Annotated in this window: 23 protein-coding genes; 10 read left to right on the top strand and 13 right to left on the bottom strand. The window is 42.3% G+C overall.

What is annotated here, in order from left to right; translation table 11 throughout:
- Positions 1 to 69: 69 nt before the first annotated feature.
- The 3 genes from V5804_RS15035 to V5804_RS15025 form a co-directional block, all read right to left on the bottom strand.
- Positions 70 to 363 carry a hypothetical protein gene (locus tag V5804_RS15035; RefSeq protein ID WP_369592219.1) on the bottom strand — a complete coding sequence of 98 codons (294 nt, stop codon included), beginning with the start codon at positions 361 to 363 and terminating at the stop codon, positions 70 to 72.
- A 394-nt stretch (positions 364 to 757) separates the two neighbouring features.
- Complete coding sequence (locus V5804_RS15030; protein WP_369592218.1) at positions 758 to 1,756, bottom strand: SDR family oxidoreductase; 999 nt, start codon at positions 1,754 to 1,756, stop codon at positions 758 to 760.
- A 65-nt stretch (positions 1,757 to 1,821) separates the two neighbouring features.
- On the bottom strand, positions 1,822 to 2,091 hold the full coding sequence (locus V5804_RS15025; RefSeq protein ID WP_369592217.1) for a hypothetical protein: 270 nt from the start codon (positions 2,089 to 2,091) through the stop codon (positions 1,822 to 1,824).
- 504 nt (positions 2,092 to 2,595) lie between these two features.
- On the opposite strand from V5804_RS15025, the gene V5804_RS15020 reads away from it, so the two are divergent.
- Positions 2,596 to 3,639, top strand: coding sequence for an NAD(P)H-dependent flavin oxidoreductase (locus V5804_RS15020; RefSeq protein ID WP_369592216.1), 1,044 nt, complete (start codon positions 2,596 to 2,598; stop codon positions 3,637 to 3,639).
- A gap of 224 nt (positions 3,640 to 3,863) precedes the next feature.
- Here the strand turns inward: V5804_RS15020 and V5804_RS15015 are convergent, their stop codons facing one another.
- On the bottom strand, positions 3,864 to 4,028 hold the full coding sequence (locus tag V5804_RS15015) for a hypothetical protein (protein WP_369592215.1): 165 nt from the start codon (positions 4,026 to 4,028) through the stop codon (positions 3,864 to 3,866).
- A 117-nt stretch (positions 4,029 to 4,145) separates the two neighbouring features.
- On the opposite strand from V5804_RS15015, the gene V5804_RS15010 reads away from it, so the two are divergent.
- The 7 genes from V5804_RS15010 to V5804_RS14980 all read left to right on the top strand — a co-directional run bounded on the left by V5804_RS15010 (position 4,146) and on the right by V5804_RS14980 (position 9,765).
- Positions 4,146 to 4,601, top strand: coding sequence for a PA2169 family four-helix-bundle protein (locus V5804_RS15010; RefSeq protein WP_369592214.1), 456 nt, complete (start codon positions 4,146 to 4,148; stop codon positions 4,599 to 4,601).
- Positions 4,602 to 4,809: 208 nt separating this feature from the next.
- Complete coding sequence (locus V5804_RS15005; protein WP_369592213.1) at positions 4,810 to 5,808, top strand: glycosyltransferase family 4 protein; 999 nt, start codon at positions 4,810 to 4,812, stop codon at positions 5,806 to 5,808.
- 59 nt (positions 5,809 to 5,867) lie between these two features.
- Complete coding sequence (locus tag V5804_RS15000; RefSeq protein ID WP_369592212.1) at positions 5,868 to 6,593, top strand: SDR family oxidoreductase; 726 nt, start codon at positions 5,868 to 5,870, stop codon at positions 6,591 to 6,593.
- Positions 6,594 to 6,748: 155 nt separating this feature from the next.
- Positions 6,749 to 8,236, top strand: a complete 1,488-nt coding sequence (locus V5804_RS14995) for a PfkB family carbohydrate kinase (protein ID WP_369592211.1) — start codon at positions 6,749 to 6,751, stop codon at positions 8,234 to 8,236.
- Positions 8,237 to 8,406: 170 nt separating this feature from the next.
- A complete protein-coding gene (locus V5804_RS14990; RefSeq protein WP_369592210.1) occupies positions 8,407 to 8,811 on the top strand; it encodes a hypothetical protein in 405 nt (134 codons plus the stop codon).
- Complete coding sequence (locus V5804_RS14985; protein ID WP_369592209.1) at positions 8,786 to 9,268, top strand: XRE family transcriptional regulator; 483 nt, start codon at positions 8,786 to 8,788, stop codon at positions 9,266 to 9,268. Before V5804_RS14990 ends, V5804_RS14985 begins: the two co-directional genes overlap by 26 nt.
- A gap of 5 nt (positions 9,269 to 9,273) precedes the next feature.
- On the top strand, positions 9,274 to 9,765 hold the full coding sequence (locus V5804_RS14980) for a hypothetical protein (protein WP_369592208.1): 492 nt from the start codon (positions 9,274 to 9,276) through the stop codon (positions 9,763 to 9,765).
- Between the two features lie 14 nt (positions 9,766 to 9,779).
- Here V5804_RS14980 and V5804_RS14975 read toward each other — a convergent pair whose 3' ends face one another.
- The 5 genes from V5804_RS14975 to V5804_RS14955 form a co-directional block, all read right to left on the bottom strand.
- A complete protein-coding gene (locus V5804_RS14975) occupies positions 9,780 to 10,577 on the bottom strand; it encodes a glycosyltransferase family 2 protein (RefSeq protein WP_369592207.1) in 798 nt (265 codons plus the stop codon).
- A complete protein-coding gene (locus tag V5804_RS14970; protein WP_369592206.1) occupies positions 10,574 to 11,698 on the bottom strand; it encodes a glycosyltransferase family 9 protein in 1,125 nt (374 codons plus the stop codon). Before V5804_RS14970 ends, V5804_RS14975 begins: the two co-directional genes overlap by 4 nt.
- 138 nt (positions 11,699 to 11,836) lie before the next feature.
- Positions 11,837 to 12,283, bottom strand: coding sequence for a YbhB/YbcL family Raf kinase inhibitor-like protein (locus tag V5804_RS14965; protein WP_369592205.1), 447 nt, complete (start codon positions 12,281 to 12,283; stop codon positions 11,837 to 11,839).
- A gap of 42 nt (positions 12,284 to 12,325) precedes the next feature.
- Entirely contained in the window at positions 12,326 to 14,203 is a 1,878-nt protein-coding gene (locus V5804_RS14960; RefSeq protein ID WP_369592204.1) for a glycosyltransferase family 2 protein, read from the bottom strand.
- 303 nt (positions 14,204 to 14,506) lie between these two features.
- Positions 14,507 to 15,736 carry a glycoside hydrolase family 5 protein gene (locus tag V5804_RS14955; protein ID WP_369592203.1) on the bottom strand — a complete coding sequence of 410 codons (1,230 nt, stop codon included), beginning with the start codon at positions 15,734 to 15,736 and terminating at the stop codon, positions 14,507 to 14,509.
- A 391-nt stretch (positions 15,737 to 16,127) separates the two neighbouring features.
- Between V5804_RS14955 and V5804_RS14950 the strand changes: the two genes are divergently transcribed.
- Positions 16,128 to 16,379 carry a DMT family protein gene (locus V5804_RS14950; protein WP_369592220.1) on the top strand — a complete coding sequence of 84 codons (252 nt, stop codon included), beginning with the start codon at positions 16,128 to 16,130 and terminating at the stop codon, positions 16,377 to 16,379.
- 113 nt (positions 16,380 to 16,492) lie between these two features.
- On the opposite strand, the gene V5804_RS14945 is transcribed toward V5804_RS14950, so the two are convergent.
- Positions 16,493 to 18,847, bottom strand: coding sequence for a DPP IV N-terminal domain-containing protein (locus V5804_RS14945; protein ID WP_369592202.1), 2,355 nt, complete (start codon positions 18,845 to 18,847; stop codon positions 16,493 to 16,495).
- 577 nt (positions 18,848 to 19,424) lie between these two features.
- Here V5804_RS14945 and V5804_RS14940 point away from each other — a divergent pair.
- Positions 19,425 to 21,023, top strand: a complete 1,599-nt coding sequence (locus tag V5804_RS14940; RefSeq protein WP_369592201.1) for a carboxylesterase/lipase family protein — start codon at positions 19,425 to 19,427, stop codon at positions 21,021 to 21,023.
- Positions 21,024 to 21,119: 96 nt separating this feature from the next.
- On the opposite strand, the gene V5804_RS14935 is transcribed toward V5804_RS14940, so the two are convergent.
- The 3 genes from V5804_RS14935 to V5804_RS14925 form a co-directional block, all read right to left on the bottom strand.
- Positions 21,120 to 21,809 carry a response regulator transcription factor gene (locus tag V5804_RS14935; RefSeq protein ID WP_369592200.1) on the bottom strand — a complete coding sequence of 230 codons (690 nt, stop codon included), beginning with the start codon at positions 21,807 to 21,809 and terminating at the stop codon, positions 21,120 to 21,122.
- Positions 21,809 to 23,470, bottom strand: coding sequence for a sensor histidine kinase (locus V5804_RS14930; protein WP_369592199.1), 1,662 nt, complete (start codon positions 23,468 to 23,470; stop codon positions 21,809 to 21,811). The genes V5804_RS14935 and V5804_RS14930 overlap by 1 nt, the downstream gene beginning before the upstream one ends.
- Positions 23,471 to 23,660: 190 nt before the next feature.
- A complete protein-coding gene (locus tag V5804_RS14925) occupies positions 23,661 to 25,553 on the bottom strand; it encodes a prolyl oligopeptidase family serine peptidase (RefSeq protein WP_369592198.1) in 1,893 nt (630 codons plus the stop codon).
- Positions 25,554 to 25,705: the final 152 nt, after the last annotated feature.

The following is a 25,705-nucleotide window of genomic DNA, read 5'->3' as shown; positions in this document are numbered from 1 at the left end:
AAGTACATTGCAAATAAGGATATTTTGCTACAATATTTTTGATGTTCTCTATTATAAATTCTTGTGCTTTCATAAGTTAAAGTTTCTTTTAATTATATTAAGCGTTTCATAAGCCGTATCTCTTGCTTTTTCCGCTTCGTTTTGCTGAATGATCCTATTCTGATAATCAGATTTTTTCCTTAACGTCTTCAATTCATTGATTTTAGTGTTAAAATCATTTGCTTCTGAACGATCATTAAATTCATCAAAAACAGTTTTAATTAACCAATTATGTAATCCAATGCTTGATGTACTATTGTAAGTATCATTGTTTATTTGTTGCTCTGACTTTTGTAAATAAACATTCAAAAAATGATATATCATTTGAATACAGCTATAATACGAGCAGTGGACACTCGAACAAAAGAATAATTCGTTGTTTAGTTTATTTGTAGCTTTAAAATTAGAATCTGACTTAACTTGCCAATTAGACATTTTACGATATAGAAGCTGTAATGGTTATTATATAATTGGCTATTATATTATTGTATTAATTAGAACACAAATGTAAATACTTAGTTTGGACTTACATAAAGCCAATGTATTTTTACCATATTTTAAAGAGAAGTGCTATTGTAAATAACAATACTTTACATTTTTAGCTTTTTAATTTCAATTATTTAAAACACTGTTTAATGTTACTATAAAATATGCGTATCATTGCCATAATTTAAATGACACTTCTCCTACCAACAAAAAATTTGTGTTGATAAAAGAATTACTTTCTTATTTTATTCACCACAAACAACAACGCCAGAGCGGCACCGGCCACGCCTAAGGTTTTGTTCACCCTTTTTTGGGTAACCGTTTTTTGGGTAAAACTGCCCGAAATTTGGTTATAAGTTCCGGTTGGATGTAAAATATTGCCTGAAGTTACCGACGCGTCATCGCCCACTTTTAAATACGTTTCCAACCCTTTTGCTATTCCCCACTCGGCCAAACCGGGCAGAAAAACATTGCTCAGCTTAACCAAATAAGCCATCGCGCCTACAACAACCGAATCTTGTGGGTGCACCGCCAGCTTTACAATAGCACTTGCCACACGCGTAGCTGGGTAAACCGGCGGAACAGGTTTTAAAACTTTGCCGATGTAATTTCCGGCGTGCTTACATCCCGGCGTGTCCAAAAAAGCAGGAAAAACATCGCAAATATGAATATCCGGGAAACGGTACAGCTCGCCGCGTAAAGCCTTGCTGTAACCTTTGGCGCCAAATTTACTTACGCTATAAGCCACGGCATAAGGCGAAGCAACCCAGCCCCCAACCGAATTCATGTTGATGATCGTTCCTGATTTTTGCTGTTTAAAGTAAGGCAACACGGCGTAAGCGCCATAAATATAACCCAGCAAATTGGTGCGGATCACCTGCTCATGCTCTGCCAGCGGAACAGCGTTAAATTCACCCATGATCGCTACGCCGGCCACGTTTACCCAGGTATCTATTTTCCCGCCAAAAGTTACGGATGCTTCGGCCAGTTTTTGCACGCTTGCCGCATCGCTTACATCGGTTGGCACGGCCAATGCTTTTGCTCCCAAATGGTTACAAATATCGGCCACTTCCTGCAAAGCCTCTTCCTGCCGCGAAGCTAAAATGATGGTAGAACGGTAACGCGCAAACTCTAAAGCCGTGGCGCGGCCAACGCCGCTTGAAGCACCGGTTATTACTACAACTTGCTGGTTTAAAGGTATTTTATTGGTTTTTTTGAAAAAGCTGCTCATAAACTTGGGGTTTTTTTGTTTGACAAAATGAATTTATGCCGATAAAAGAAGCATCCGATTGCTGGTTAAGCCCTGTTCAAATCGGCATCGGTTGGGTTTAAAATATATTCGGTATTGGCGTGGCCGTTGTGCAAAATAAACTTCAGCCTTTCTTTCGGAATGGTAATATCGAGCGACATGGCCGCAACGGTTTCCGGGAAATTATCGCGCACAATTTTTAAGTCCACATCGGCCGGAACCCGGATTTCGATATCGTTTCCGCTGGCTTTGATCTGCCAGTTTGGGATATGTGCGCCTTGAAACAACTCAACCCATTTTTGCTGATACGCATTCATCTCTTTAAATTTTATTTGTTAGTAAAGAGATGAACGGTTCAGAAAGTTTGGCGGGAAGTTAATTTGGTTGAAAAGAATGAAGTGCTTAGAGACTGTTTAGATTTCTACGGTAAAAATCTACCATGCTTCTTTTATGCCCATAAATTCTGGATTTGAATATTATACCGATACAAATCGAACATAGAAACATTGATTTTTAGGCGGTAAAAGAAGCATTGAAAATATTGGGACAAAATTTAATCAGGCCCTTAAAAAAAGGTTGTTTGCTTAACTGTCCATACCGGTATATATCTGTTTATTATCAAAAATGACAAATACAATATTTACCGTTTACAAAAAACATCTCTTCTTCAATCAAAGTTGTTCTCTATGTTATCCATCCAAACAGAAATCTTGTTAAAACTTTGTGTCTCTTTGGCTCTGTCTTTTTGATGCAACTAAGTATAGTTTTGCACCGTCATTTATTAAAAAAAGCTACCTTGCAATGAGTTTAAACGTTTAGCTATGCAAGATTTGAAAGGCCTTTTAAATATCAGCTATCCGATTGTACAGGCACCGATGCTGGGCGTTACCACACCTGCCATGGTTGCCGCTGTTTCTAATGCCGGGGCTTTAGGGTCATTGCCTGTTGGCGGCTTGTCTCCCGACCGAACGCGCGAGCTTATCCATGCTACCAAAGCACTAACAAATCGCCCGTTTGCAGTTAACCTGTTTGCACATACACCGGCCGGTGAAGTAAATAAAGAGGAAACGGCACTTATGCAGGATTTCCTTGCTGAAATTTGCTTGAACTTTGATATCCCTTACAAACAGCAAGACATAAAGACTTTCCGTTTTTATTATTATGAAGACCTGATTGAGGTTATATTAAAGGAAACCATTCCGATAGTAAGTTTTACATTTGGCCGGTTAAAGGCTGAAGTTGTTTCGGCTTTAAAGGAAAAAGGCACCATTCTCATAGGTACCGCAACAAGTGTGGCTGAAGCAAAGGCATTGGCGCAGTCTGGTGTTGACAGTTTAACGGTACAAGGCATAGAAGCAGGCGGCCATAGAGGTAGCTTTTTATCTGATCATCCTTTGCCACAGGTAGGACTATTTTCCCTGTTGCCGCAAGTGGCCGATGAGGTAGGCTTGCCAATACTAGCAGCAGGGGGCATTTATAATGCCCGGACAATAAAAGCAGCTTTTGCTCTTGGGGCCTCCGGTGTACAGATCGGAAGCTTGTTTATTACTGCTGATGAAAGCACTGCAAGTGAGGCTTATAAGGAAGCAGTACTTCATGCTCAGGATACATCTACAACACTCACCCGTGCCTTTTCCGGAAAATGGGCCCGGGGCATACAGAATGAGTTTATGCAGCGGATGGAGGCAAAAAACCTATCAATTCCTTATTATACCTTACAAAACCAATTGATGAGTTTGGTTCGGACCCATGCACAGAAGCACAATATCAAAGACTTTATTGCTTTGTGGGCAGGGCAGTCTGCCGGAAAGAGCACGCGGGGCAGTACCCATCAAATTATTACCAATTTGATAGATATGATATAAAAAGCAGGAATAACTTTCCGCTAATACAACGGCCGTCTTCTTTACCAGATTATCACTAATACAAGTTTGTAATTTTTTGGGTAAAGAGCGGCAAAGAATCCCATTAATAAGCCAAGTAAATTTTAGCGTTTGCTCCAGGGGTATCTTTACGGCCTTTAACTTCATAAACCCTTTGTAATCCAATCCTCGGATAAAGTGCTTTTTTAGGTCGTGAACCTCACATTTTAGGCAAATTTGTAATTTATTTGAACAAACACTTGTTCCGGCCGTTCAAAATTTTCGGCAACGATAAAACCAGCGGTGTAACAATTGATAACCACGGCGTTGGGATAAACGTGCGCGGCATTTTCAACACAAGGTAATTTCCACAATGCTTCTTTTACCGGCATAAAATCAGGCTTTATCAAAGCACGGAAACCAATTTTTTAACTTTTAATACCGATTTGCGAAAACAAAACCGATTGGTTACGCCTTTTACTTTTTCAACATAAAAACAGATATATCCCATGAAAACGAACGATGAAATAATCAGCGATTTAAACAGTCTGGTAAACATTTTGAACGATGGCAAAAAAGGTTACGATTCTGCCGCAGAAACAACAGATTCATTAGAACTGAAAGCCGTTTTTGAAAAAGATTCTATAGAACGTGCCGCTTATGCAGCCGAACTGAAAGCGCATATCAAAACACATGGCGGCAACGAAGACGGCAACGAAAGCGGCGGCCTTTTGGGCGCAGTGCACCGTGGCTGGATTGATATTAAACAGGCTTTTACCGGAAACGACAACAAATCTATTTTAGAAGCCATTGAAACCGGCGAAAAAGCAGCTATCGAAAAATACGATGGTTTTATTGCAGATTATACAGACCATGCCGACCATTTGGCTTTGTTGCAAAAACAACGCAATGGCATCCAGCAGGATTTGAACCAAATTGAATCTTTAAAAGCACAATTCAGCTAATACCAATTTTTGGTTGATAAAAGAAGCATTGCTGCTACCGGCAATGCTTTTTTTATGCCTGCTTTTTTGGGCTGCCTTTTTAATTTTAGGCCGGTAAAAGAAGCATTACAAGCAAAAACCTTTATCTTTCGGCCTCAAAAACCAAAACCGGTAAAACGCTTACAGTTTTAGTTTGAATTTAAACATCAAAAAAAAATGTTTCTGCGCTATGCAATTGCCTTTTGTTAATGGTCAAAACCCTGGTCAGCGTGTTAAAATTTTCACCTGGCACATCCACGGAACGTACTTATATTATTTATCTTTAGGCGATTACGAAATTTATATCCCCATAAGCAAAGAACCAAAACCGGGCTACGTGGGCCGCGGAACCACGTTTCCTTTCGGGGAAAATGTGCACGAAGTTGACGAAGAAAAAGTAAAAGACCTGGAACTGGACTGCATCCTTTTTCAAACTAGAACAAACTTTTTGGAAAACCAGTACGAAACGCTTTCGGCCGAACAACGCGAACTGCCGAAAATCTATCTGGAGCACGATCCGCCGCAGGACGTTACGCCTTATACCAAACATATTATTACCGATAGCCGGATTTCTCTGGTCCACGTTACGCATTTTAACAGTTTGCTTTGGGACAACAACGACGTGCCTTTTACGGTGATCGAACATGGCGTGGAAGTGCGCACGGCTCCTTATTCGGGCGAACTGGAACGAGGCGTTGTGGTGATCAATAACATCGAAAGACGAGGCCGGCGATTGGGATTAGACGTTTTTTTGGAAGTGCAAAAACATATTCCTTTGGATTTGGTTGGCATGGGCGCCGAAAGGCTGGGTTTAGGTGAAGTTTTGCATCCGGAACTGCCGGAGTTTTTGAGCCGTTACCGTTTTTTCTTCAATCCGATCCGGTTTACCAGTTTAGGTTTAGCGGTTTGCGAAGCGATGGTGATGGGCATTCCGGTAGTTGGTTTGGCGACAACAGAACTGGCTTCGGTTATCAAAAACGGAGAAACCGGTATTATCCATACCGATATTAATTACTTAATTAACGCGATGAAAGATTTGCTGGCCGATCCCGAAAAGGCGAAGCAAATTGGTGCGGCCGGACAGGAAATGGCCAAAAAACGATTCGACATCAAACGCTTTAACGCCGATTGGGTGCGGGTTTTTAACCAAGCCATCAGCAAAAACCAACCCTCAAAAATAGTATTGTAAAAGAAGCATTGCTTGTTACTTTTACGAAATCAAAATTTAATATAAAATCAACCCAAAAAATGGAAAAATTACAAGGCAAAGTTGCCTTAATCAGCGGCGGCGCACAAGGGCTGGGGCAGCAAATTTGCTACCAGTTGGCCGAAGCCGGTGCAACAGTTATTGCAGGCGACATTCAGGAAGAAAAAGCAGCCGGAACGGTTAAAACCATCACCGAAAAAGGCGGCAAAGCAGTTGCCATGCGTTTGGATGTGAGCAGCGAACAATCTGTAAAAGAGACGATTGAAAAAATTAAAAGCGAATACGGCAGATTAGATATTCTGGTAAACAACGCTGGTATTGATTTTACCAAATCTATCCTGGAACTTTCTGTTTCTGAGTGGGATGCCGCTTTTGCCGTGAATTTACGCGGGCCGTTTTTGATGTCGAAGTTTGGTTTGGAGGTGATGTCCGAACAAAAATCCGGCAACATCATCAACATCGTCAGCACCGCTTCGTTGCGTGCCTGGACAGAAGCTTCGGTTTACCACGCTTCGAAATGGGGCTTGCGCGGCTTTAGCCATGCGTTGTTTACCGAGGCACGCAAAGTAAATGTAAAAGTTACCGCCATTATTGCCGGTGGCATGAGTACGCCTTTTTTGCTTGACCGTTTCCCGGATATCCCGCCGCAAAACCTGCAAGACCCAAAAAATGTGGCTACCAAAATCCGTTACATCATTGAAGATGATACAGATACCGTTGTGCCGGAGATTTTGATTTTGCCTTTGATGGAAACAAGCTGGCCATAAATTTAGGCGGTAAAAGAAGCATGTATTGTCATGCTGAACTTGTTTCAGCATCCCATCAGAAAGGAAATTAATTTTTTATCCTGAGGGATCCTGAAACAAGTTCAGGATGACAAGCTTTCTAACATTTGCATTATTTAACACAAAGAATTACAGCTATGAGCAGGAACAGGCACGAGCAAATTATGGATCGGTTTAACCAGTTAAAAGTGCTGGTTATTGGCGACCTGGTGATGGATATTTACATGAAAGGCGAAAGTTTCCGGCTTTCGCCCGAAGGTCCGGTGCCGGTGGTAACCATTTCCAGCCAGGAAGAAATTCCCGGCGGTGCAGCCAATGCGGCCATCAACTTGAAAGCTTTGGGCGCACAAGTGAGCTTTTTGGCGCTTTCCGGCGATGATGAAGATGCCGACAAAGCCTGCCGGTTTATGGAAAACGCCGGGATCAATTGCAATGCCATCGTTCGTGAGCCTTTTCGTAAAACGGTAACCAAAACACGCTTAGTTTCCAATGGACAACTGTTAAGCCGTTTTGATTGCGGTTCTCAAAACCCGCCTTCCGCTGATTCCGAACAAAAAATATTCCAGTATTTGCAAAACCATTACCATCAGTTTGATGCGGTGGTTTTGGGCGATTATAAAGCCGGTTTGTTTACGCCGGCCTTAATTGAATTTTTACAGCAAATCCAGCAGCAATCCCCTGCTTATTTGGCACTGGATTCTAAAAACCTGCCTTTGTTTACACCCTTGCAGCCTTCGGTAGTGAAACCCAATTATGTAGAAGCCATCGGTTTGTTGAATTTGCAATCGTTAAGCAACAACCGGGTTGAACAATTGAAAAATTACGGCCCAACCTTATACCGCCTTACTGGTGCCGAACACATCACCCTTACGCTGGATGAAGAAGGCTCCATGCTGTTTGAAAAAGGGGAATACATCCACCATACGCCTGCTTATGCCGTGGAAACACCGCATGTTGTTGGTGCCGGTGATACTTTTATCAGCACGTTTACTTTGGCACAATGTTCTGGTGCTGACAGTATTCAGGCTGCCGAACTCGCCACTGCCGCGGCTACGGTTGCCATCCGAAAATCAACCACTGCGCCATGTTTTTTAAATGAATTGAAAGCGTTTTTCTCTACCCAAAACAAATACGTTTCTGATGCGCAGGAACTGGCAGAGCTTTGCAGGTTCTACCATCAGCAAGGCAAAAATTTGGTGTTCACCAACGGCTGTTTTGATATTTTGCATTCCGGACATGTGAGTTACCTCAACCAGTCCAAAAATTATGGTGATGTGTTGATCGTTGGTTTGAACAACGACGACAGTATCCGCCGTTTAAAAGGATCAACCCGGCCCATCAACGAATTGAGCGACCGCGTTTTGGTACTCTCCGGATTAAGTTCGATTGACCACATCGTTCCGTTTGGTTCTGCGGAAGACGATACGCCTTCCGCTTTGATTCGCGCCGCAAAACCACAATATTACATCAAAGGCGGCGATTACAACCTGCAAAACCTGCCCGAAGCAAAAGTGGTGGAAGAAGTTGGCGGACAAGTTGCTTTTATCCCTTTGGTGCCCGATCATTCAACATCCAACATGATTAAAAAGATCAATGCGGATGCAAAGATGTTGAAGGTGGTTTAGGTTTTTCTGTTATGATTAGGTTTTTCTGTCATTCTCAAGATAATAACTTACTCCATTAAATAAATTAATTTCTGTAATTTCTTCATGCTAAAAATAGATTTATTAAGTTTAGAGATAAACCATAGATTTATTTAAAAATTCAAAAGTTTAGCTATTCCTAAACAAAAAAAATGAGTAAATTTGTATTAGAACCGTGCAACGATATTGTTGGTAAAATCACGTTTTTGAAAATAATTGAAAACACTATTTGTTATTGGAATATATTTTGTTTAAGAATTGAAAGCGAAGGTACATGGGAAGAACAAATTGATTTATTAAAATCAAGAATGGATGAGGTTTCAAATTCAGCTTTACTGCCTCACAATAAATTTAAAAAATTAGATCCCCCTAAAACAGATGAATTTGAGGTTAAGACAGGAAATTTGAGAGCATATTTAATTTTACATAAAAGTGCATATATTATTATGTATGCAGGTAAAAAAACAGATCAAGCAAAAGATTTAAGAACATTTAGAGCAATAAAAAAAAGATATTTAGAAGCAACTGAAGATGACATCACGAGAAAAACTACTTAGGAAACCCATTTATTGGTTTGACCACGAACAGAATGAACTATTTAGGCAAGTTTACTCATATATGGAAAAGGAAAACATTAACCAAACTGAATTAGCAAACAGATTAAAGATCACCAAAGGTCGGGTTTCGCAAATACTAAATGGCAATTTTAACTACACTTTAAAAAAACTTATTGACATCAGTCTTGCTATTGGTCTTGTTCCTCGCATAAAATATGATAAACTAGATGATATAATTAAACTAGATACCCAGCTTAAATCTTACCATAATTCTGATTCATCAATTGTAAAAAATAAAATAATTCCTTTAGCTGTTGTTAATAAATTTGATAATTCTTCAGGTAATGAGCAAGAAAATGAAAAAGTTAATATTAACTCATATACTCAATATAAGCGAAATGATATTCAAGATATATTATTAGAAAAAGAAAAATCGGATTCAATACTAGTAGCTTAATAATAATGGAAAATAAAGAAGAAAAACAGTTTGGATTTGCTATCGAAAGAATTTTAGATACAGGCTTCTTTATTAGAGAATTCTTAAAGGTTGAAGAAGACAAAATAAAAGTAGGCTACGGTATGAAATTTTTATTTGATACAGATAATGATTGGATTGATTATGACATTAGTGCTAATTTTAAAGAAATCTCTTCAGATATAACTTTTGTATTTGGAAGTGTTTTAACTAGATTTTTCGTAAAAGATTTAGCTGGTTTTGTGGACGACAAAAAAAACATTGTTTTTCCAGATCAGTCATTAGAAACCTTGTTCAGCATAGCTTTTACTCACATGAGAGCTATTTTGTCTAAAAATATTGCAGGTAGTAAATATTCTAACATTATTATGGTACCTGTTATCAATCCTCATAAAGTTTTTAATGAATTATTACAGATGAATATTGAAAACGCCAAAAAAATGCAAGATGAATTAAACAATAAAAAGGCTGATTTATAGTAACCGTTTTTAGTTCAAGCTTTCAAAAACTCCGGCGCATTCACTTCCCGGTTAACCAAAGTGGTTGGCAATTCCAAATGATAACCGCCGGAAGGCAGCAAACCAAATCCGCCATATTTCCGCATCAGTTTTTGCTGAATGTAAACTTCTTCGCCGCAATGTTCCTCGGGCAGTTGTTCCCAAAAAGTGAAGCCACCGTTGTCGCGCAGTTTTTGCGTATCGTACAAAATACAACCGCCAACCCAGGCAATCTTATATTTCTGCTGATTCTCCGGTTTGATATTTAAAGCTTGGCCAATGTGCATGATGTTGGCCGCGCTATGCACATGATGCCGTTTCCATTCGGGTGTATTGGGTTGGATGTTTTCCGGCTGCACGGCTTCTTCCCAAAACTCAATTTGCTGCTGGTGCGGACGGAAATCATCACGGTAACTTAAACCAATCGGCATCATGCCTACAAAAGCACAATTTTCTTCGTCCAATGCTTTTACCATTCTCCCGATCACGTCCGGTTCCAAAATAATATCGTCATCTAAATACAACGAATATTCGCCCGTACTTTGGTCCAGCAAAAACTGCCGCTGCTGCGCAATACCTTTTTTGGGCAGGTTTTGCAACAATTTTAGCGGCGTTTGGTGCAAATCGAAAATCCGTTGCAGCGTTTGGATCACACCATCGTTTCCGGTAAAATGATCGCTTTGATCCGCAACAATCACTTCAAAATCTTTAAAATCCTGCGCGGTTAAAGCGGTTAACGTGGCCACCAAAGCCGTAAGCCGGTTATAAGTTGGGATCAATACGGATACTTTCATATATAATTGCTTGGTGATACGGATAGCGGCTCGGCTTCCTGCGGCCAATTGCCTGCTTCGTTTAACAGATCAAAAGCTGCAATTTTTACCTGTTCAACTGTGATGCCATCCACAAAAGAAAGTTCGTGGTTGCAATTTGTATCTTTTTTACCTGAATCCGGGCCGGTGATGTTTTTGCCGCAAATGGGGCAGATGATCATCCATGATAATAAAGTACGGTTGGTAGTTAAGGTAAGCGGCGGACTGGTAATCACATTTCCGCACCAATACGTGGCTACGGTTGGCGTTTTTAAAGCGCGGGCCAAATGCAGCGGACCGGTATCGTTGGAAATGAGCAGTTTGGAAACGCTTAGCAACCCGGTTAAACCGGCAAGCGATATTTTTCCGCAGAAATCTATGACGTGCTGTTTTTGTACCATGTTTTTGATTACGGCGTCAGTTACTTCGCGTTCCCAATCGCTTCCGGTAACGATGACGGTAAAACCGGTTTCGATCAAAAAATCAGCCACAGCAGCAAAGTTTTCGGGCGACCATCTCCGGCGTAAATCCGTAGCGCCGGGATGGATAACGATGAGTTTTTTTTGCTGATGATTAGGAATTAATGCTGAAATTTCATCCAGGTCAGAAGGGATGGATTCAAATTCCGGTTCAAACCAGGCTGTTTTTGCACCGGCTTTGGATACCACTTCCAGGTAACGCAACGGCTCGGCAAAGTACATGATATACGGCACGTTAACGTCTAACGGCGGCGCACCGGCAGCCTGCAAACCAAAAGTTTTTTTCGCGCCCAAACGTTTGGTAAACGGATTGGAATTGCCGCCGCCGCCGTGAAATTGAAACGCCATATCAAATTCTTCGGCCTGCATTTCGGCAAAAAACTGGTCTAACTGCGCTTCGTCCCGCACATAATCATATGCTGCGCCAACGCCGGGATAAGGCGGAACAACGATAACACGATCAATTAAACCTGGCCTTTTTTCCAGAAACTCCCGGTGCCAAGCTTTGCCCAGATATACAATTTCTACGCCCGGAAAAGTTTCTTTTAAAGCACGAATTGCAGGCAAAACAAAAACAAAATCGCCCAGCGCGTTGGCCCTTACAATGGCTATTTTTTTGATCATTGTAGCTAACAAATTTTAGTCCAGCGTTTTGTCATCCTGAACTTGGTTTAGGATCCCTCTTGAAATGTAAAACTAATCTAAGTGGGATGCCGAAACAAGTTCGGCATGACAAAACATTGATGCTTCTTTTATCGGTGTTTATTTGTCGGATGTACACAAACCAACCAGTTCTGTTTTTGCCAGGATGTGTCCTTCGGCAGCTTTTTCTACCGCGATTTTGTCGGAGGCTTTTGGAATATCCAGCACCGTATCCAACGCAGTAAGCGTAAATAAATAAGTGTGCGTTCCGGAGAAATATTTCGGACAAGGGCCTTCGTAACCAAAGCTTTTGTTGTTGGCCAAACCCTCGGTTGCGCCTTCGGGGATTTCGTTTTGTTTGATTTCGGCAACCGTTGGCGGGATGTTGAACAGCAGCCAGTGGATCCAGGGAACGGGCGTTGCATTGGTATCTTCCAAACTCAAAATTAGGCTTTTAGTCCCTTCCGGGATGTCGTGGAAATACAAAGGCGGGTTGATGTTTTCGCTCAGGCAGGTAAATAATTCGGGAAATTCCTGGTTCGGTTCAAAAATGCTTTTTAAAATCATATGCTTCTTTTATAGGGATAAAATTAAGGTTGAAAATTTATGTTAAGTGTGAAAAATTGCGCTGGCAGTTTCATCAATCACCTCTAGTTTTTTGTTGGCGATTACTTTTTTGAAAAAGCTGATGAGTTCGTCCACATGCGCATCAAACGAAAACAACAGCCGCTTTTGCCATACGTTTTGCCGCAGTTGCTGCATCAGTTCTTTGTTGCGCAGTTGCTTGCTTAGCTCTTCGGCCGTATCAAAAAATAAACCTAAGCCGAGGTTTTGAATGATGGATTGCGTGGCCACGATATGACCGGAATTGTTCCGCTGCAACATGGGCAAACTGGCCGTGGCCAACGTAGCCATACGTGCCGGGTAATTGAGGTCGTCCCAATTGGCGCGCATCAGTTCGCCGTTGTTTTCGCTCTTGAAAAAGTGCAGCCAGCCGGCATCGTATTGCGAAAACTCTTTTACCCAATTGTGCTGCGTTACATTTGGATGGATGTGCAGAAAGCCCGGTGCCATTTTTTGGGTTTTGATAATCCACTCCTTCCATTGCCCGTGCGTAAAATCACCATAAAAATGAACGTGGATTTTATATTCGGCCAGTTCAACCACCGTGTGCGGATGCAAACCAATTGGCCGACCGGGAACAACGGTATGCAACTCGCCGTCTTGCTCAGAAAGCTGCGGCGACAGTTCCTCTTTAAACCATTCTTTTTTCGGCAGGTCTCCGTCTAAAACCAGAGCAGTCTCGGCGGATTGTTTCGGCAAGAATTGGAGGAACCAATCGCGCATTTCGGGACTCGTGTAAATTTGTCCGTCGGACTTGGTGTACAAATCCATCAACTGCGGCCAGGTGCCTTTTTCAAGGCAGATAAACGGACCTTCCTTAAAATTCCAAACAAAAGGGATGCCCGTATTGGCCATTAAAACTTCGTGCGCAATGGGAACGGCCTGCCAGTTGAGCAGCGCATAAATAATATCGGGCTTAATTTCAGCCAAAGTTTGCTGCCAGTTTTCGTATGGAATATCCTGTACGTTGCCAAAAGGAAGCGGGCCAACCGTGTTGTACCAATACGGGTCGCGCATCCACAAACCGTATAATTTGTGGCCTTGCTCTTCCAGCGCCACCACGCGTTCGGCGTTGTAAGCCAACTCGCCAACCAATACTATTTCTAGGCCGGTAAAAGAAGCATCGGCGCGTTTCTCCTGAAATGGCTGGTAATAACCGGCTTCATCAATATAATTTCCCATCGTGGTATGGAAACGCAACGGATGCTTGACGTTGTAATAAAGCTTGTATGGATTGATGCCGCCAATGGGTTCCTGGATGATTTTGTAACGCTGCTGCGGATGATCAACCCACTCGCAACTTACTTTTCCGGTTTCAACGAATGCTCCTTTTACGGCTAATTTGTTCCAAAACATGCGGTCTAAATCATCGGTAACCAATTCCCGGCGTTCCATCCAGCGGTCTTCGGTTTTATGGTGAAGGCATTGCACCAATTGCAGCCAAAAACCTTCTAACTTTCCGGTTGCCGTTCGGTTGTAATGATGTCGGATTCCGGAAAAAGCCAGAACAGCTTCCGGGTTTTCATTGAGTTGATCTAACAACGATTGCAAATGCTCTTTGTAATACATATCATCCGCAGGCAAATAAGCAATTAAATGATGTTGCGCTTTTGCCAAACCAACGTTTAAAGCAGCGCCGAGGCCGGTATTTTCTTCATTCTCAAAATAAAGAACACGATGATCGGCGAGATAAGGGGCAACAACGTTTTGCAAATTATCGGTAGAACCATCGTTGATAATGACCAGTTCCCAATTGGTAAAGGTTTGTAGCAAAAGGCTTTCGATAGCGCGGGCAATAAAACGGGCCTGATTGTAAACCGGCATCAAAACGGTAATGCTTCGTTTAGCGTCATTTTCATTCATGGTTTGCTAAACTACAATTTCTGTTTAAATGTTTTTGCTTGTGCGATAGTTAAGGTTTAATTTGATGTTGTATTTTTTATTTTGATGCTTCTTTTATGCAGTAAAATTTGTGTTTGATGGTTTGGCTAAAGCCAATGCAAATGCTTTTTATCCACGGCCTAAAGGCCGTGGCAATGAAATAAAACCTGTAAAAATTAAATTGTAATCGGGAAAATAAAAATTGACATAGTTTCATTGCCACGGCCTTTAGGCCGTGGATCTGTAATTTTTAGGAACGGCTTTAGCCAAAACAAAAAACCAACCCTACTCCTTCAAACCCAAACCATTAATATAACCCGAGTTGGGCGTGCAGTTTTCAAACAAACAATTTTTCAACAAATCGTTCAAAGCCTGCTCAATCAAAGCCCGGTTAGCAGGCGCAGCTTTACGGATTTCGGCAAAAGTGGCACATGGTTTTTGGGTGTAAACGATGAGCGAATCGTAACCGGCCGGTTGCTTAAACTGCATGATACAGCTTTTAGCATCCATTTTTTTGTACGGCCAATAGTTCCAGCCGATGTTGTTTTTTTCCAGCAACTCGCGGAAACCTTTGATCCATTCGTCCTTGTTTTCGCCGGTTTCGCCAATGTAGATCGGTACGTTGTATTTGTCGCGAAAATCAATGTATTTCTGAATCACTTCCTGCTTCACATCTGTCCAATACGTATGAAAAGTATAAACCAATTTGCTATCAAACGGCGGACCGAAAACCGAAAAATTGCTGTCCCACTGCGCGCCGCCCAAAAAGATCAAATGGTTTTTATCTACGGTGCGAATGGCCGAAGTAATTTTTTTATAAAGCGGTTCGAGGAGCGGGTTTAATTTAGCAGTATCAAAATAATGGGCAATCGGCTCGTTCAGTAAATCGTAACCCATTACAATCGGTTCGTTTTTGTAACGCGCAGCAATTTTTTTCCAGATGCTAACAGTTAAAGCCTGGCTTTGCCCGCTTTCAAACAAAAACGGATAGCCGTAATCATCGGCAATGTTGTCGCCGGTTTGTCCGCCCGGAGCGGCGTGCATATCTAAAATCAGGTAAATTCCTTCCTTTTTGCTCCAGCCAATTAACTTATCCAACAAAGCAAAACCACGGTTTTCATCCGTTGCGCCAAGGTAAGTTTCGTTGGTAAAAAGCCGGTAGTTAAAAGGAACGCGCAAGGTGTTCATCCCGGTGCTTTTTAAATAATGGATGTCGGCTTCGGTAACGTAATTGTTTAAATATTTCTCCCAAAAATCCTTGGTTTTATCCGGGCCGATAGCTTCCGTAATCGCTTCGTTAATTAACCGCGGCGAAGAAACATCCTTAAACTTAAACATGTAGCCTTCGGGCACCATCCAATTGCCCAAGTTGGTGCCTTTTATCAGCATCGGCCTTCCATCGGTGCCAATAATTTCCTTTCCTTTTACGGTGATGAATTTTTGTTGTGCCGATGTTGTTAAGCCGAATGAAGCAAGGCTGAAAACCAGCAGAAAAGACAGGCAATTACGCATCATAATATTTTGATAGAGCAGCACAAACCGCTGCTGTTGATAAAACTATTTATAAAAATTGGTACGCCCGAAAAGCATTTTTAAAGGTGCAACTTATTTAACAAACTGCACTTTTTAAACGATAAAGAAAACACTAATTTATTGCCGGTAAAAACAGCATCGGCAAAAATCAAAAAACCAGCTGCCACAATCAAACCAAAACCATCAAAAATTAGTGGTAAACAAAGTATGATCAAAAATACCCTGATTGCTAATCACATCATTTAACCACCTATGCGCGGCTTAAAAACAAGCTTGTTCCTGTTCATTTCCAACAACCTTCATGACGTTTGCCTGGTACGGCCACCTCAAATTTAAAGATTATTCCTGAGGCAAAAATTGGGGTTTGTTTACAGTGATTGTCATCAGTTGGGGTTTGGCTTTTTTTGAATACCTTTTCCAGGTTCCGGCCAACGAAGGCGGTTTTAAAGAAAATGGCGGTCCGTTTAATCTGGTCCAGCTTAAAACCATTCAGGAAGCCATTACGCTTAACGTTTTTATGGTTTTTACGCTGCTGTTTTTCAAAACCGAAAAGCTGGGCTGGAACCACTTGGTTGGTTTTGGGTTGATTGTGGCCGCAGTATTTGTGATTTTTAAGAAGTGGTAGTTATGTTTTAAGGATTGAAAAAAGATTTCACCGATTGCAGCTTCTTCAACACTAAAAATATAGTGGTAAAAGAAGCATGCCTTTTTCCTGAATCAATTTTTATCCTTCCGATTTTACTGCCCGGCATTCCTCGGATCCATCTTCCCCTTTAACTCATATTGCTGCGGAGGTGTGGCACCCAACAAATTCTTCACAAAATAATCCCAGCGGCGGCGTGTCATGTAATTTGAAAACTCGCCGTAACCGTGCCTGCTGTTGGGAAAAACCACCAAATCAAAATCTTTATTGGCTTTGATCAAGGCATCAACAACCAATAGCGTGTTGCTTGGCGGCACGTTGTCGTCCATCAAACCGTGGGCAAGCAGCAGTTTGCCTTTCAGGTTTTTGGCGTAGGTTTCGTTGGCGTGGGCCGCATAATCCGAATTGGCCGCCAAACCGTCGTAGCGTTCGCCCCAATCGTCCTCGTAATTGCGGTTATCGTGGTTGCCCGATTCGGCAATGCCAACTTTAAAGAAATCCGGGTAGCGGAACATGGCCGCCACTGTGGCAAATCCGCCGCCCGAATGTCCCCAGATGCCAACTTTGTTCAAATCCAGATAAGGATACTTTTGCGCCAATTGTTGGATGCCGGAAACCTGATCGGGCAACGTATTTTCGGACATATTGCCGTAACTCATATCATGGAAACTCTTGGAACGCAGCGGGTTGCTCGTGCCTTCGATCTCGACCACTATAAAACCCAATTCTGCCAATGCCTGGTTATCGCCCCTGGAAGCGGCAAAAGACCAACTGCCAACGCTGCCGCCCTGCGGCCCCGGATAAATATAATCTACCACGGGATACTTCTTTTGTGCATCTAAATTGCTTGGCGTAAACATCAAACCGTACAAATCCGTTTTGCCGTCGTGTGCTTTTATGGTGATCGGAATCGGCGCGTGCCAGCCTGAAGCAACCAACCTTGATACATCCGCTTTCTCTAAATCCACCAATAATTTGCCGTTTAAATCGCGCAAAACCATAACCGGCGGAACATTTGGTTTGGAATAACTATCAACAAAATAATTGTTTCCGGGCGAGAAAGTAACGGTATGATTTCCTGCTTCCAGAGTCAATATGGCGAAATGCTTTCCATCAAAACCAATTTTGCAAAACTGGCTGAAATACGGGTTTTCTGCTTCCAATCCATCAGCCATAAAATACAGTTCGCGCTTTTTCTCGTCCACTTTTAGCAGCTTGGTTACTACCCAATTGCCTTTCGTGATCTGGTTTTTCAGCTTTCCGGTCGAGGCATTGTACAGATACAAATGTCCCCAGTTGTCACGTTCCGAATACCAAATTATTTCGTTGGATTTGGCCAGATAACGCCAGTTGATCGCCCCTTGCCCGGATTCAAATTGCGTAGGTACTTTTTCTTCAAAAACTTCCCGCACATCTCCGGTTTCGGCGTTTGCGATACGCACTTTTTCATCTTTATGGTCGCGCGAAGTAGAAACAAAAGCCAGTTGTGAAGCGTCTGCGTTCCAGTCCACATCGTCAAAACTTCCGCCGCTCGAAATATCATCGCTTAAAGTGGCACGATGCGGATCGGCAGGAATTTGCAAGCGGATTACTTTGGGTTGATCCACATTGATAATCACGCGCTCGATCATCGCAATCACCGAATCGCCCGGCAACGGATATTTCCAGGCTTTTAAAGTTGGTTTGCCTACGTTGGTGCTTACCAAATACATGTCGCTTACTTTGCGCTGGTCTTGCTTAAAAGTGGCAATCTTTTTAGAATCGGGCGACCAAAGCAAAACCGGGCTTTCGCTTTGTTTCCAGCCGGCGTTATCCGTTGCATAACCGTAATCTTTTACGCCATCGGTGGTTAGTTGCGTTTGCTGTTTGGTGTTGATGTTTCGCACCCACAAATTATAATCCTTAATATAAGCAGCTTTTGTTCCATCCGGAGAAATAATTTCGTTACCGGATGCCTGCTGCCCGCTTTCATTGTTTGATGCTTTTTTTACCAATGAATTATCTGCAACGCATTGATAAGTAGCGAGATCGCACTTCCATTGTTTCCCGTCTGCTTTGAAAATGATGGACTTTTCATCATCCGAAAAACTAAAACTTTGAAAAGGAAGCCTGTTTGCCTGGTAAGTTTTTCTGGTTGCCGATGAAAGCGAAGCAGCCAGTTTTTCCTGGTTAAAAGCGGCAGCACGCGTTTTTTTAACGGCATCAACCAACATAAACCGGCTGCCTTGCGGCGTTAAAACGCGGTACCAAAACTGGTTGTTCCCGATCCAGTTTGGCCGAACGCTGGCATAATCTACCAGCGGCGCCGTATTGTAGGCCATCATTTTTTCGGCGCATGCATAATCACTGGCCGTTAAAGCCGACGCGTTAACTTGCTGGGCGATCGCAGCAAACCCGTTTCCTAATGTTAAGCCGAAAACTAAAATCCCGGAACGTAAAAGCTTGTTCATATATTAGATTACTATTGCAAGATCACTATTTTGGGTGAAAGTAAACGAATAAAGGATTGCTTTTTGCAAAAGGCTTAAAAATGCTGTAACAAGTTTAGGATAAACCCGATGCTTCTTTTATCGGTATAATTTTTTGTTTGGGTGAATGGAGAAATTACTAATGTTAATTTTAGGCGGTAAAAGAAGCATTGCCGTTAGTCATCCTGGACTTGTTTCAGGATCCCTCTTCCAAAGTCGAAACTTTGCTGATGGGATGCCGAAAAAATTTCGGCATGACAAAACATAAACGCACCAATTTTTAGGCGGTAAAAGAAGCATTGCCGTTAGTCATCCTGGACTTGTTTCAGGATCCCTCTTGACTGGTCGAAACCTTGCTAATGGGATGCCGAAAAGATTTCGGCATGACAAAACATAAACGCACCAATTTTTAGGCGATAAAAGAAGCATCAACGTTATATATGCTTTTCAAATCTTAAAAAACAATTAAAATAGAAACTTATATTTGTTCGCACCACAATCCAATTCAACAAAACAATTGTTGTGCTGATGCTATTCCATCAACCTAAAACCTGATTTAATGAAAAGTATTTATTCCTTTTTGCTGACGCCCGTAATTGCTTTTGTGCTTTGTGCCCAGGCCAATGCACAAAACAATACATCAAACCGCGTAAAAGTGGCAAATGGAACGCTGGAAGGCACTACCGAAAGCTCCGGCATACGCAGTTTTAAAGGCGTTCCTTTTGCCACGCCGCCAGTTGGGGATTTACGCTGGAAAGAACCGCAACCGGCAAAAAACTGGACCGGCATACGCAAAGCAGACCATTTTGGCCCGCGCGCCATGCAAAGGCCAATTTTTAGCGATATGGTTTTCCGCTCGAACGGGATGAGTGAAGATTGCTTGTATTTGAATGTTTGGACACCGGCCAAATCAGCCAAGCAAAAATTGCCGGTACTGGTTTATTTTTACGGCGGTGGTTTTGTAGGAGGCGATGGTTCGGAAGGCCGCTACGATGGCGAAGCGATGGCCCGAAAAGGTGTTGTTGCCGTTACTTTAAGTTACCGTTTGGGCGTTTTCGGATTTATGGCGCACCCGGAATTAACAAAAGAATCGCTGCACCATGCTTCCGGGAATTACGGTTTGCTGGACCAGAACGCGGCTTTGCGTTGGGTAAAACAAAACATTGCTGCTTTTGGCGGCGATCCAAATAAAATCACCATCGGCGGCGAATCGGCAGGTTCTATTTCTGTTTTTGCACAAATGGCTTCGCCTTTGTCTAAAAAACTGATTGCCGGTGCCATTGGCGAAAGCGGTGCGATGATCAAACCAACATTTACGCCAATCACCTTAGCCGAAGGCGAGCAAAGAGGCCTTGCTTTTGCAGAAAAAGTGAACGCAAAAACTCTGGCCGAACTGCGTGCTATGCCAGCCGAAAAACTGTTGGAAGCAACCGGGCAGCCAGGCGCGTTTAGTGTTGCCGGAACGATTGACGGTTACTTTTTGCCCGAAACACCGGCAGCTATTTTTGCGGCAGGAAAACAGGCGCACGTTCCGCTTTTAATGGGCTGGAATTCGGCCGAATCCTCTTACCAGGGTTTAATGGGCGGGGAAGCGCCAACCCCGGAAAATTACAAAAACAAGTTGAAACAGCTTTACGGCGAGCGCGCGGATGAAGTTTTAAAGTTTTATCCGGGCGCAAACCAGGAAGAAGTTATCCGTTCGGCAACGGCTTTGGCCAGCGATCGTTTTATAGCTTTTAGCACTTGGAAATGGGCTGATTTTCAAACTAAAACCAGCACCAAACCCGTTTACCGTTACATCTTTTCGCACCCGCGCCCCGCTGCTGTTAGCCAAACTGATAATCCGGCTTCCAGCACAATGCCCAAACCGATGGTTGGCGCAGCACACGCTACGGAAATTGAATATGCTTTGGGCAATTTGCCGTACAATAAAGTTTATGCCTGGACAAAAGACGACGAACAGGTTTCGGAAACCATGCTTTCGTACTTTGCCAACTTTGTTAAAACCGGCAACCCAAATGGTGGAAACTTGCCAAAATGGACGCCAAGTACAGGCAACAACCCGGTTTATTTCATGAATATTGATGTGAACAGCCAGTTAAAGCCGGAACAGGACCGCGCCCGTTATTTGTTTTTGGAGAAGGAATATTCGAAATAAGAGTGGATGCTTCTTTTATCGGCAAAAAATCAGTGGTGATAAAAACAGCATCTGCCAAGCTAAATTTACCCCGATAAAAGAAGCATTCCTCCGCTCCTACTCCAACACAAACTTATACCCAATCCCCCTAACCGTTTGCAAAAACTGCGGCGAGTCCGGGTTTTCTTCGATCTTTTTACGAAGGCGGACGATGTGCATGTCCAAAGTCCGGGTGTTTACGTCGGCGTTGTAGCCCCAAACTTCCATCATCAGTTCTTCCCGGTGGATAACTTTGTTTTTATTTTTCAAAAAGTAGAGCAAAATCCGGTTTTCCAAAATGGTCAGTTCGATCTTTTTGCCTTCTTTAATCAGCGTATGCGTGTTGGGCTGATGCTCCATGTTGGCAAACTTGTAGGTTTCCGCCTTGTCGTTGCTCAACTTGTAGCGTACTTTGTTTTCGATCAAAGCGGTAAGCACATCCATGCTGAACGGTTTGGTGATGTAATCCGAGACGCCCACATTGTACGCTTCAATCTTATCCACGTCCTGCGCTTTGGCCGTCATCATAATCACCAGGTTATCAAAACCTTTGCTGCGGATTTCCTCGCAAACTTCTGATCCTTGTTTGCCCGGCAGCATCCAGTCCAACAGCACAATATCCGGCTGTTCTTCCAAAATCATTTTTTCTGCGGATAGCCCGTCCGCCGCTTCCAAAATCGTGTAACCTTCGGCTTCCAAACGTTCGGCAACCAGAAAACGCAGGTTTTCATCGTCTTCTACCAGTGCAATTTTAATTTCTTTACCCATTATTGATTTTCATAAGGAAGTGTAACCACAAATTCGGAACCTTTGCCAATGCTGCTTTTAACACTGATTTCTCCGTGCATAAAATTAACCAGTTCTTTGCAAAAAGCAAGCCCAAGGCCAACACTTCCGTTTTGGTTGTATTGGTTTTGTACCCGGTAAAATTTTTTAAAGATATTGTCGAGTTCGGCCTGGTCTATACCAATGCCCTGGTCTTTAAATTTAAAGGTAACGCCTTTTTTATGTTTTTCAATTTTTATGGCCAATTCTTTTCGGTCGGGCGGCGAATATTTGTAAGCGTTTTCCATCATGTTTTGGTAAACACTTCCCAGCAAAATTGGGTCGGTAAAAAAAGTATCCACTTTTTCGATGGCATAACTGATATTGAAAGCCGGGTATTTAATCTTAAAAGAACCGATCTGGCTTTTGGTAAACTCCTCCAAATCAACCTGCTCGCTTTTTACCCGGATGGATTTATTTTCCAATTGCGTAAACGATAACAGCTTGTTCATCAGTTCGTTCAACTTGTCGGCTTCTTCGTTCAAAATTTTGCCGTAATGGATGCGCTGCCTTTCGCTCAGTTCGTTTTTGCTCTGCAGGTTCGATCCGGCAATCTTGATCACGCTTACCGGCGTTTTAAATTCGTGCGTAAAATTGTTGATGAAATCGTATTGCAGCTTAAACACTTTCAGGTTTACGTTGAGGTTGCGGTAAATGAGCAGCGCGATCACCAGCAGGAAAAAATAAACCATCAGCACGCCAAAAGCAATCGGCAAAAAACGCTGGATGATTTCGTGCATAAAAAAACGCTTATCGGTACGGAAATAAAGTTTATAATCCGAAAAAGCGCCAGGAAAAGCAATTTCGGTAACCACTTTTTCCTGATCGTTGTCCAACTGATCGTAAACTAAAGGCCGGATGGTGATGGATTGGTACAAACCCGGGTTGGTATTTCGGATTTTCAAAGCAAACGGATCCAGGTAAAACGTGAGCATATCCTGCTGGTAAGTAGAAACCGGCTCTTTTACGTTAAGCAATTCTTTATAAATTTTGAGTTCCTGCCGCCGCGGAATATTTAAGTAAGTGATTTTATTGTGTTGGATATTGTAAAAAACCTTGCGCACATCAATACCCGGATTGCTGATCTTTGCCGTGTCCACATCGCCCACAAAAGCCGACAATTGCAAAGCCATCTGGTTAAAATCAGCATTGTTGATCTTGTTTTTCGGCAGCAACTTAGTGAAAACCCGGTCAGGATTGGCTTTATCGGGAGAAAAATCACAAACGGATTTGATGGTGATGCTGAGGTTGTTGGTGCGCAACGTATAGTTTTTGCGATTGTTGCTGATGGCCAGATCGTAAAAAGTTACTTTTTTTACAAATGGGAAATTGCTGAAAACCGAGCCGGAATAATCAGAGGCCGATTTTACATTGAGAAAACCATCGTAAGAAGTGATTTCGGCTACTTTGTTTTGAAAGAAATTGTTGTACGGTTTAATGGTTTGCTCCAGCACGTTCACCTTTTGCGAAACAAACTCGTTCTCCACATAACCACGCGTTAATTTGTAGGCTAAAAGAAGTATCACAATGACGAAGGCCGAAATGAGGACCACAAAAGCCGAGACCAGTAAAAAATTTTTCCGGTAAGCCCTTTTGTCTTTCATTCAGTCAAGGTAGTTATTTTAAATTTTTCAGAAACTGTTTAAAATTTATTTATCAAGCTTTCCATGCTTCTTTTATCACCTAAAAATTGGTGGGCAATTGGTTTTTAAATTTGTTTAGGTTGATTCATCCACCAATTTTTATAGGGTAAAAGAAGCATCGTGGTTTTTTTGTACAAATTTAAACCGACTTTTACTTCTTGTTTTTCAGGTTCGATTCCAGGAAGTTTTCAATCTCGCCATACATTTCCAAACGGTTGTTTTCGTTTTTGAAAAAATAGCGTTCATTTTCCTTCAGCACATATTTTACACTTACATCGCGGCTGCGCAAATCGCGCACAAACTGGTTCAGTTCGCTGATGTTTGCCCGCGGGTCTTTTGCGCCCTGAAAGATCAGTAAGGGCGCTTTGATTTTATCCGTATGAAAAACCGGGGAAATAGCGCGCAGCATATCTGCATCTTTTTCGGGGTTGCCTACCATTTCGTAAGTCATGCTAAGATAAGGTTTCAAAAACGGCGGTACATCTTTTATATAGGTAAAAAAGTTGATTAAACCGTACTGCACCACCGCGCATTGGTACAAACCGGGATTGAAAGAAATACCATACAAAGCCGAAAAGCCGCCGAAACCATTGCCATAAATGGCTATTTTTTTAGGGTTTGCAATATTATTGGCGATCAGCCATTTTACTCCATCGGTAATGTCTTGCTGCATTTTGCCGCCCACTTCTTTAAAACCGGCACTTTTAAACGCTTTGCCATAACCGGTAGAACCCCGGTAATTCATTTGAAAAACAGCGTAACCGCGGTTTGCCAAAAACTGTACTTCGGCATTGTAGCCCCAACTATTCCGGCTCCATGGCCCACCATGCGGCATCACCACCACCGGCAAATCATTTTGATAAGGCGTTTGGGGCAAAGTCAAATAACCATTGATCAGCAAACCATCACGGGCTTTGTAAGAAATTGGTTTCATGGCGCACATTTCCTCCGGTTTAATATCGGTATTAAAATCGGTCAGCTTGGTTAGCTTTTTGCTGTCGGCTGCATACAAATAAACAGAACCCGGGCTTCGGTCAGTGTAAGTGCTGATCAGCAGTTTATTTTCAGAAGTATCGCGGTCAATAATCTTAATTTCCTGATCGGGCAAAAGCTGCGAAAGGTCATCGTAAATACCCATCATTTCTTTATTCAAAAAAACATGTTTTGGCTTCGCCTCCTCCCAGCCAACCATATCCAAACGATGTTTGCTCCTGGAGTAATTAACTTCACCAATGTCGGCCGTTTTTTGATCCAGGATCATTTTCACTTCTTTACCGGTTACAGCATCAATCTCCACCAAAGCCATTTTGTCGCGGTTTAAGTTGGAGAGCGCATAAAAATGGTTGCCGCCGGCTTGTGTAAAAGCAACAGGCGTAACCGAATTACGGAAATTGTTGCTGATGATGGGCTTAAAAGGATGTGCATCGTCTTGCCGGAACAAAATCGTTTCGTTCACGCCATCCGAAGCTTTGGCCAAACGGATCGTGCCTTCCGAAGCTGGGTACCATTCGGTAATGTTGCCCGGGTTTTTGATGTACAGCTTCAGTTCGCCGGTCTGCACATTCAAATTGTAAACATCAAAAGTGGCCGAATCGCGCTTGTTCATCACGATATTAATCCAGTCTTTGTCTGCCTGGTTCCGGCTTAATAACCGCAAGCGCACTTTAGATAGTGAGAGCAGCTTTTTGGGTTTCATGTCTTGCATGTTCAACGCAAAAAGCTGGTATTGGTTCAGGTCGGTCAGGTCTTTGTTAAAAACCAGTTCGTTGTTCAGGCTCCAGAAATAATCTTTTACCGGATAATCGGCAAAAGAAGTAATGCGGCTTTCTTTGCCATCGACAATGTTCTGCACAAAAATATTAAGCTTATTTTGGTAAAGCTTTAAATAAGAAATGTATTGCCCGTTGGGCGAGATGTGAAAAGCGGTTTTTTCGGGCGTTTTAAAAAAACTGATTACCGGGATTTTTCTGACACTATTGTTGTAGCACGCGTTAAAAACAACCGTAACCGCACAAAAAACAAACAACCAATAAAGCCTTCTCATCAGGTTTTAGGAAACTGTATCCGAATAATTTGATTGGGTTAAATTAGAAATTAAGCCAGAATTAAACCCTCTGTCATCACAATTTTACACCTGCCGGGCTGGCTTATTTCCGGCATAACTTTGTTTAAACTCATAATTAGTTTATTTTTGAT

It is taken from the genome of Mucilaginibacter sp. (genome assembly GCF_041088075.1).
Classification (GTDB): domain Bacteria; phylum Bacteroidota; class Bacteroidia; order Sphingobacteriales; family Sphingobacteriaceae; genus Mucilaginibacter_A.
The sequence above is the reverse complement of the archived record's forward strand: the minus strand, read 5'-3'. Positions and strand labels throughout refer to the sequence as shown.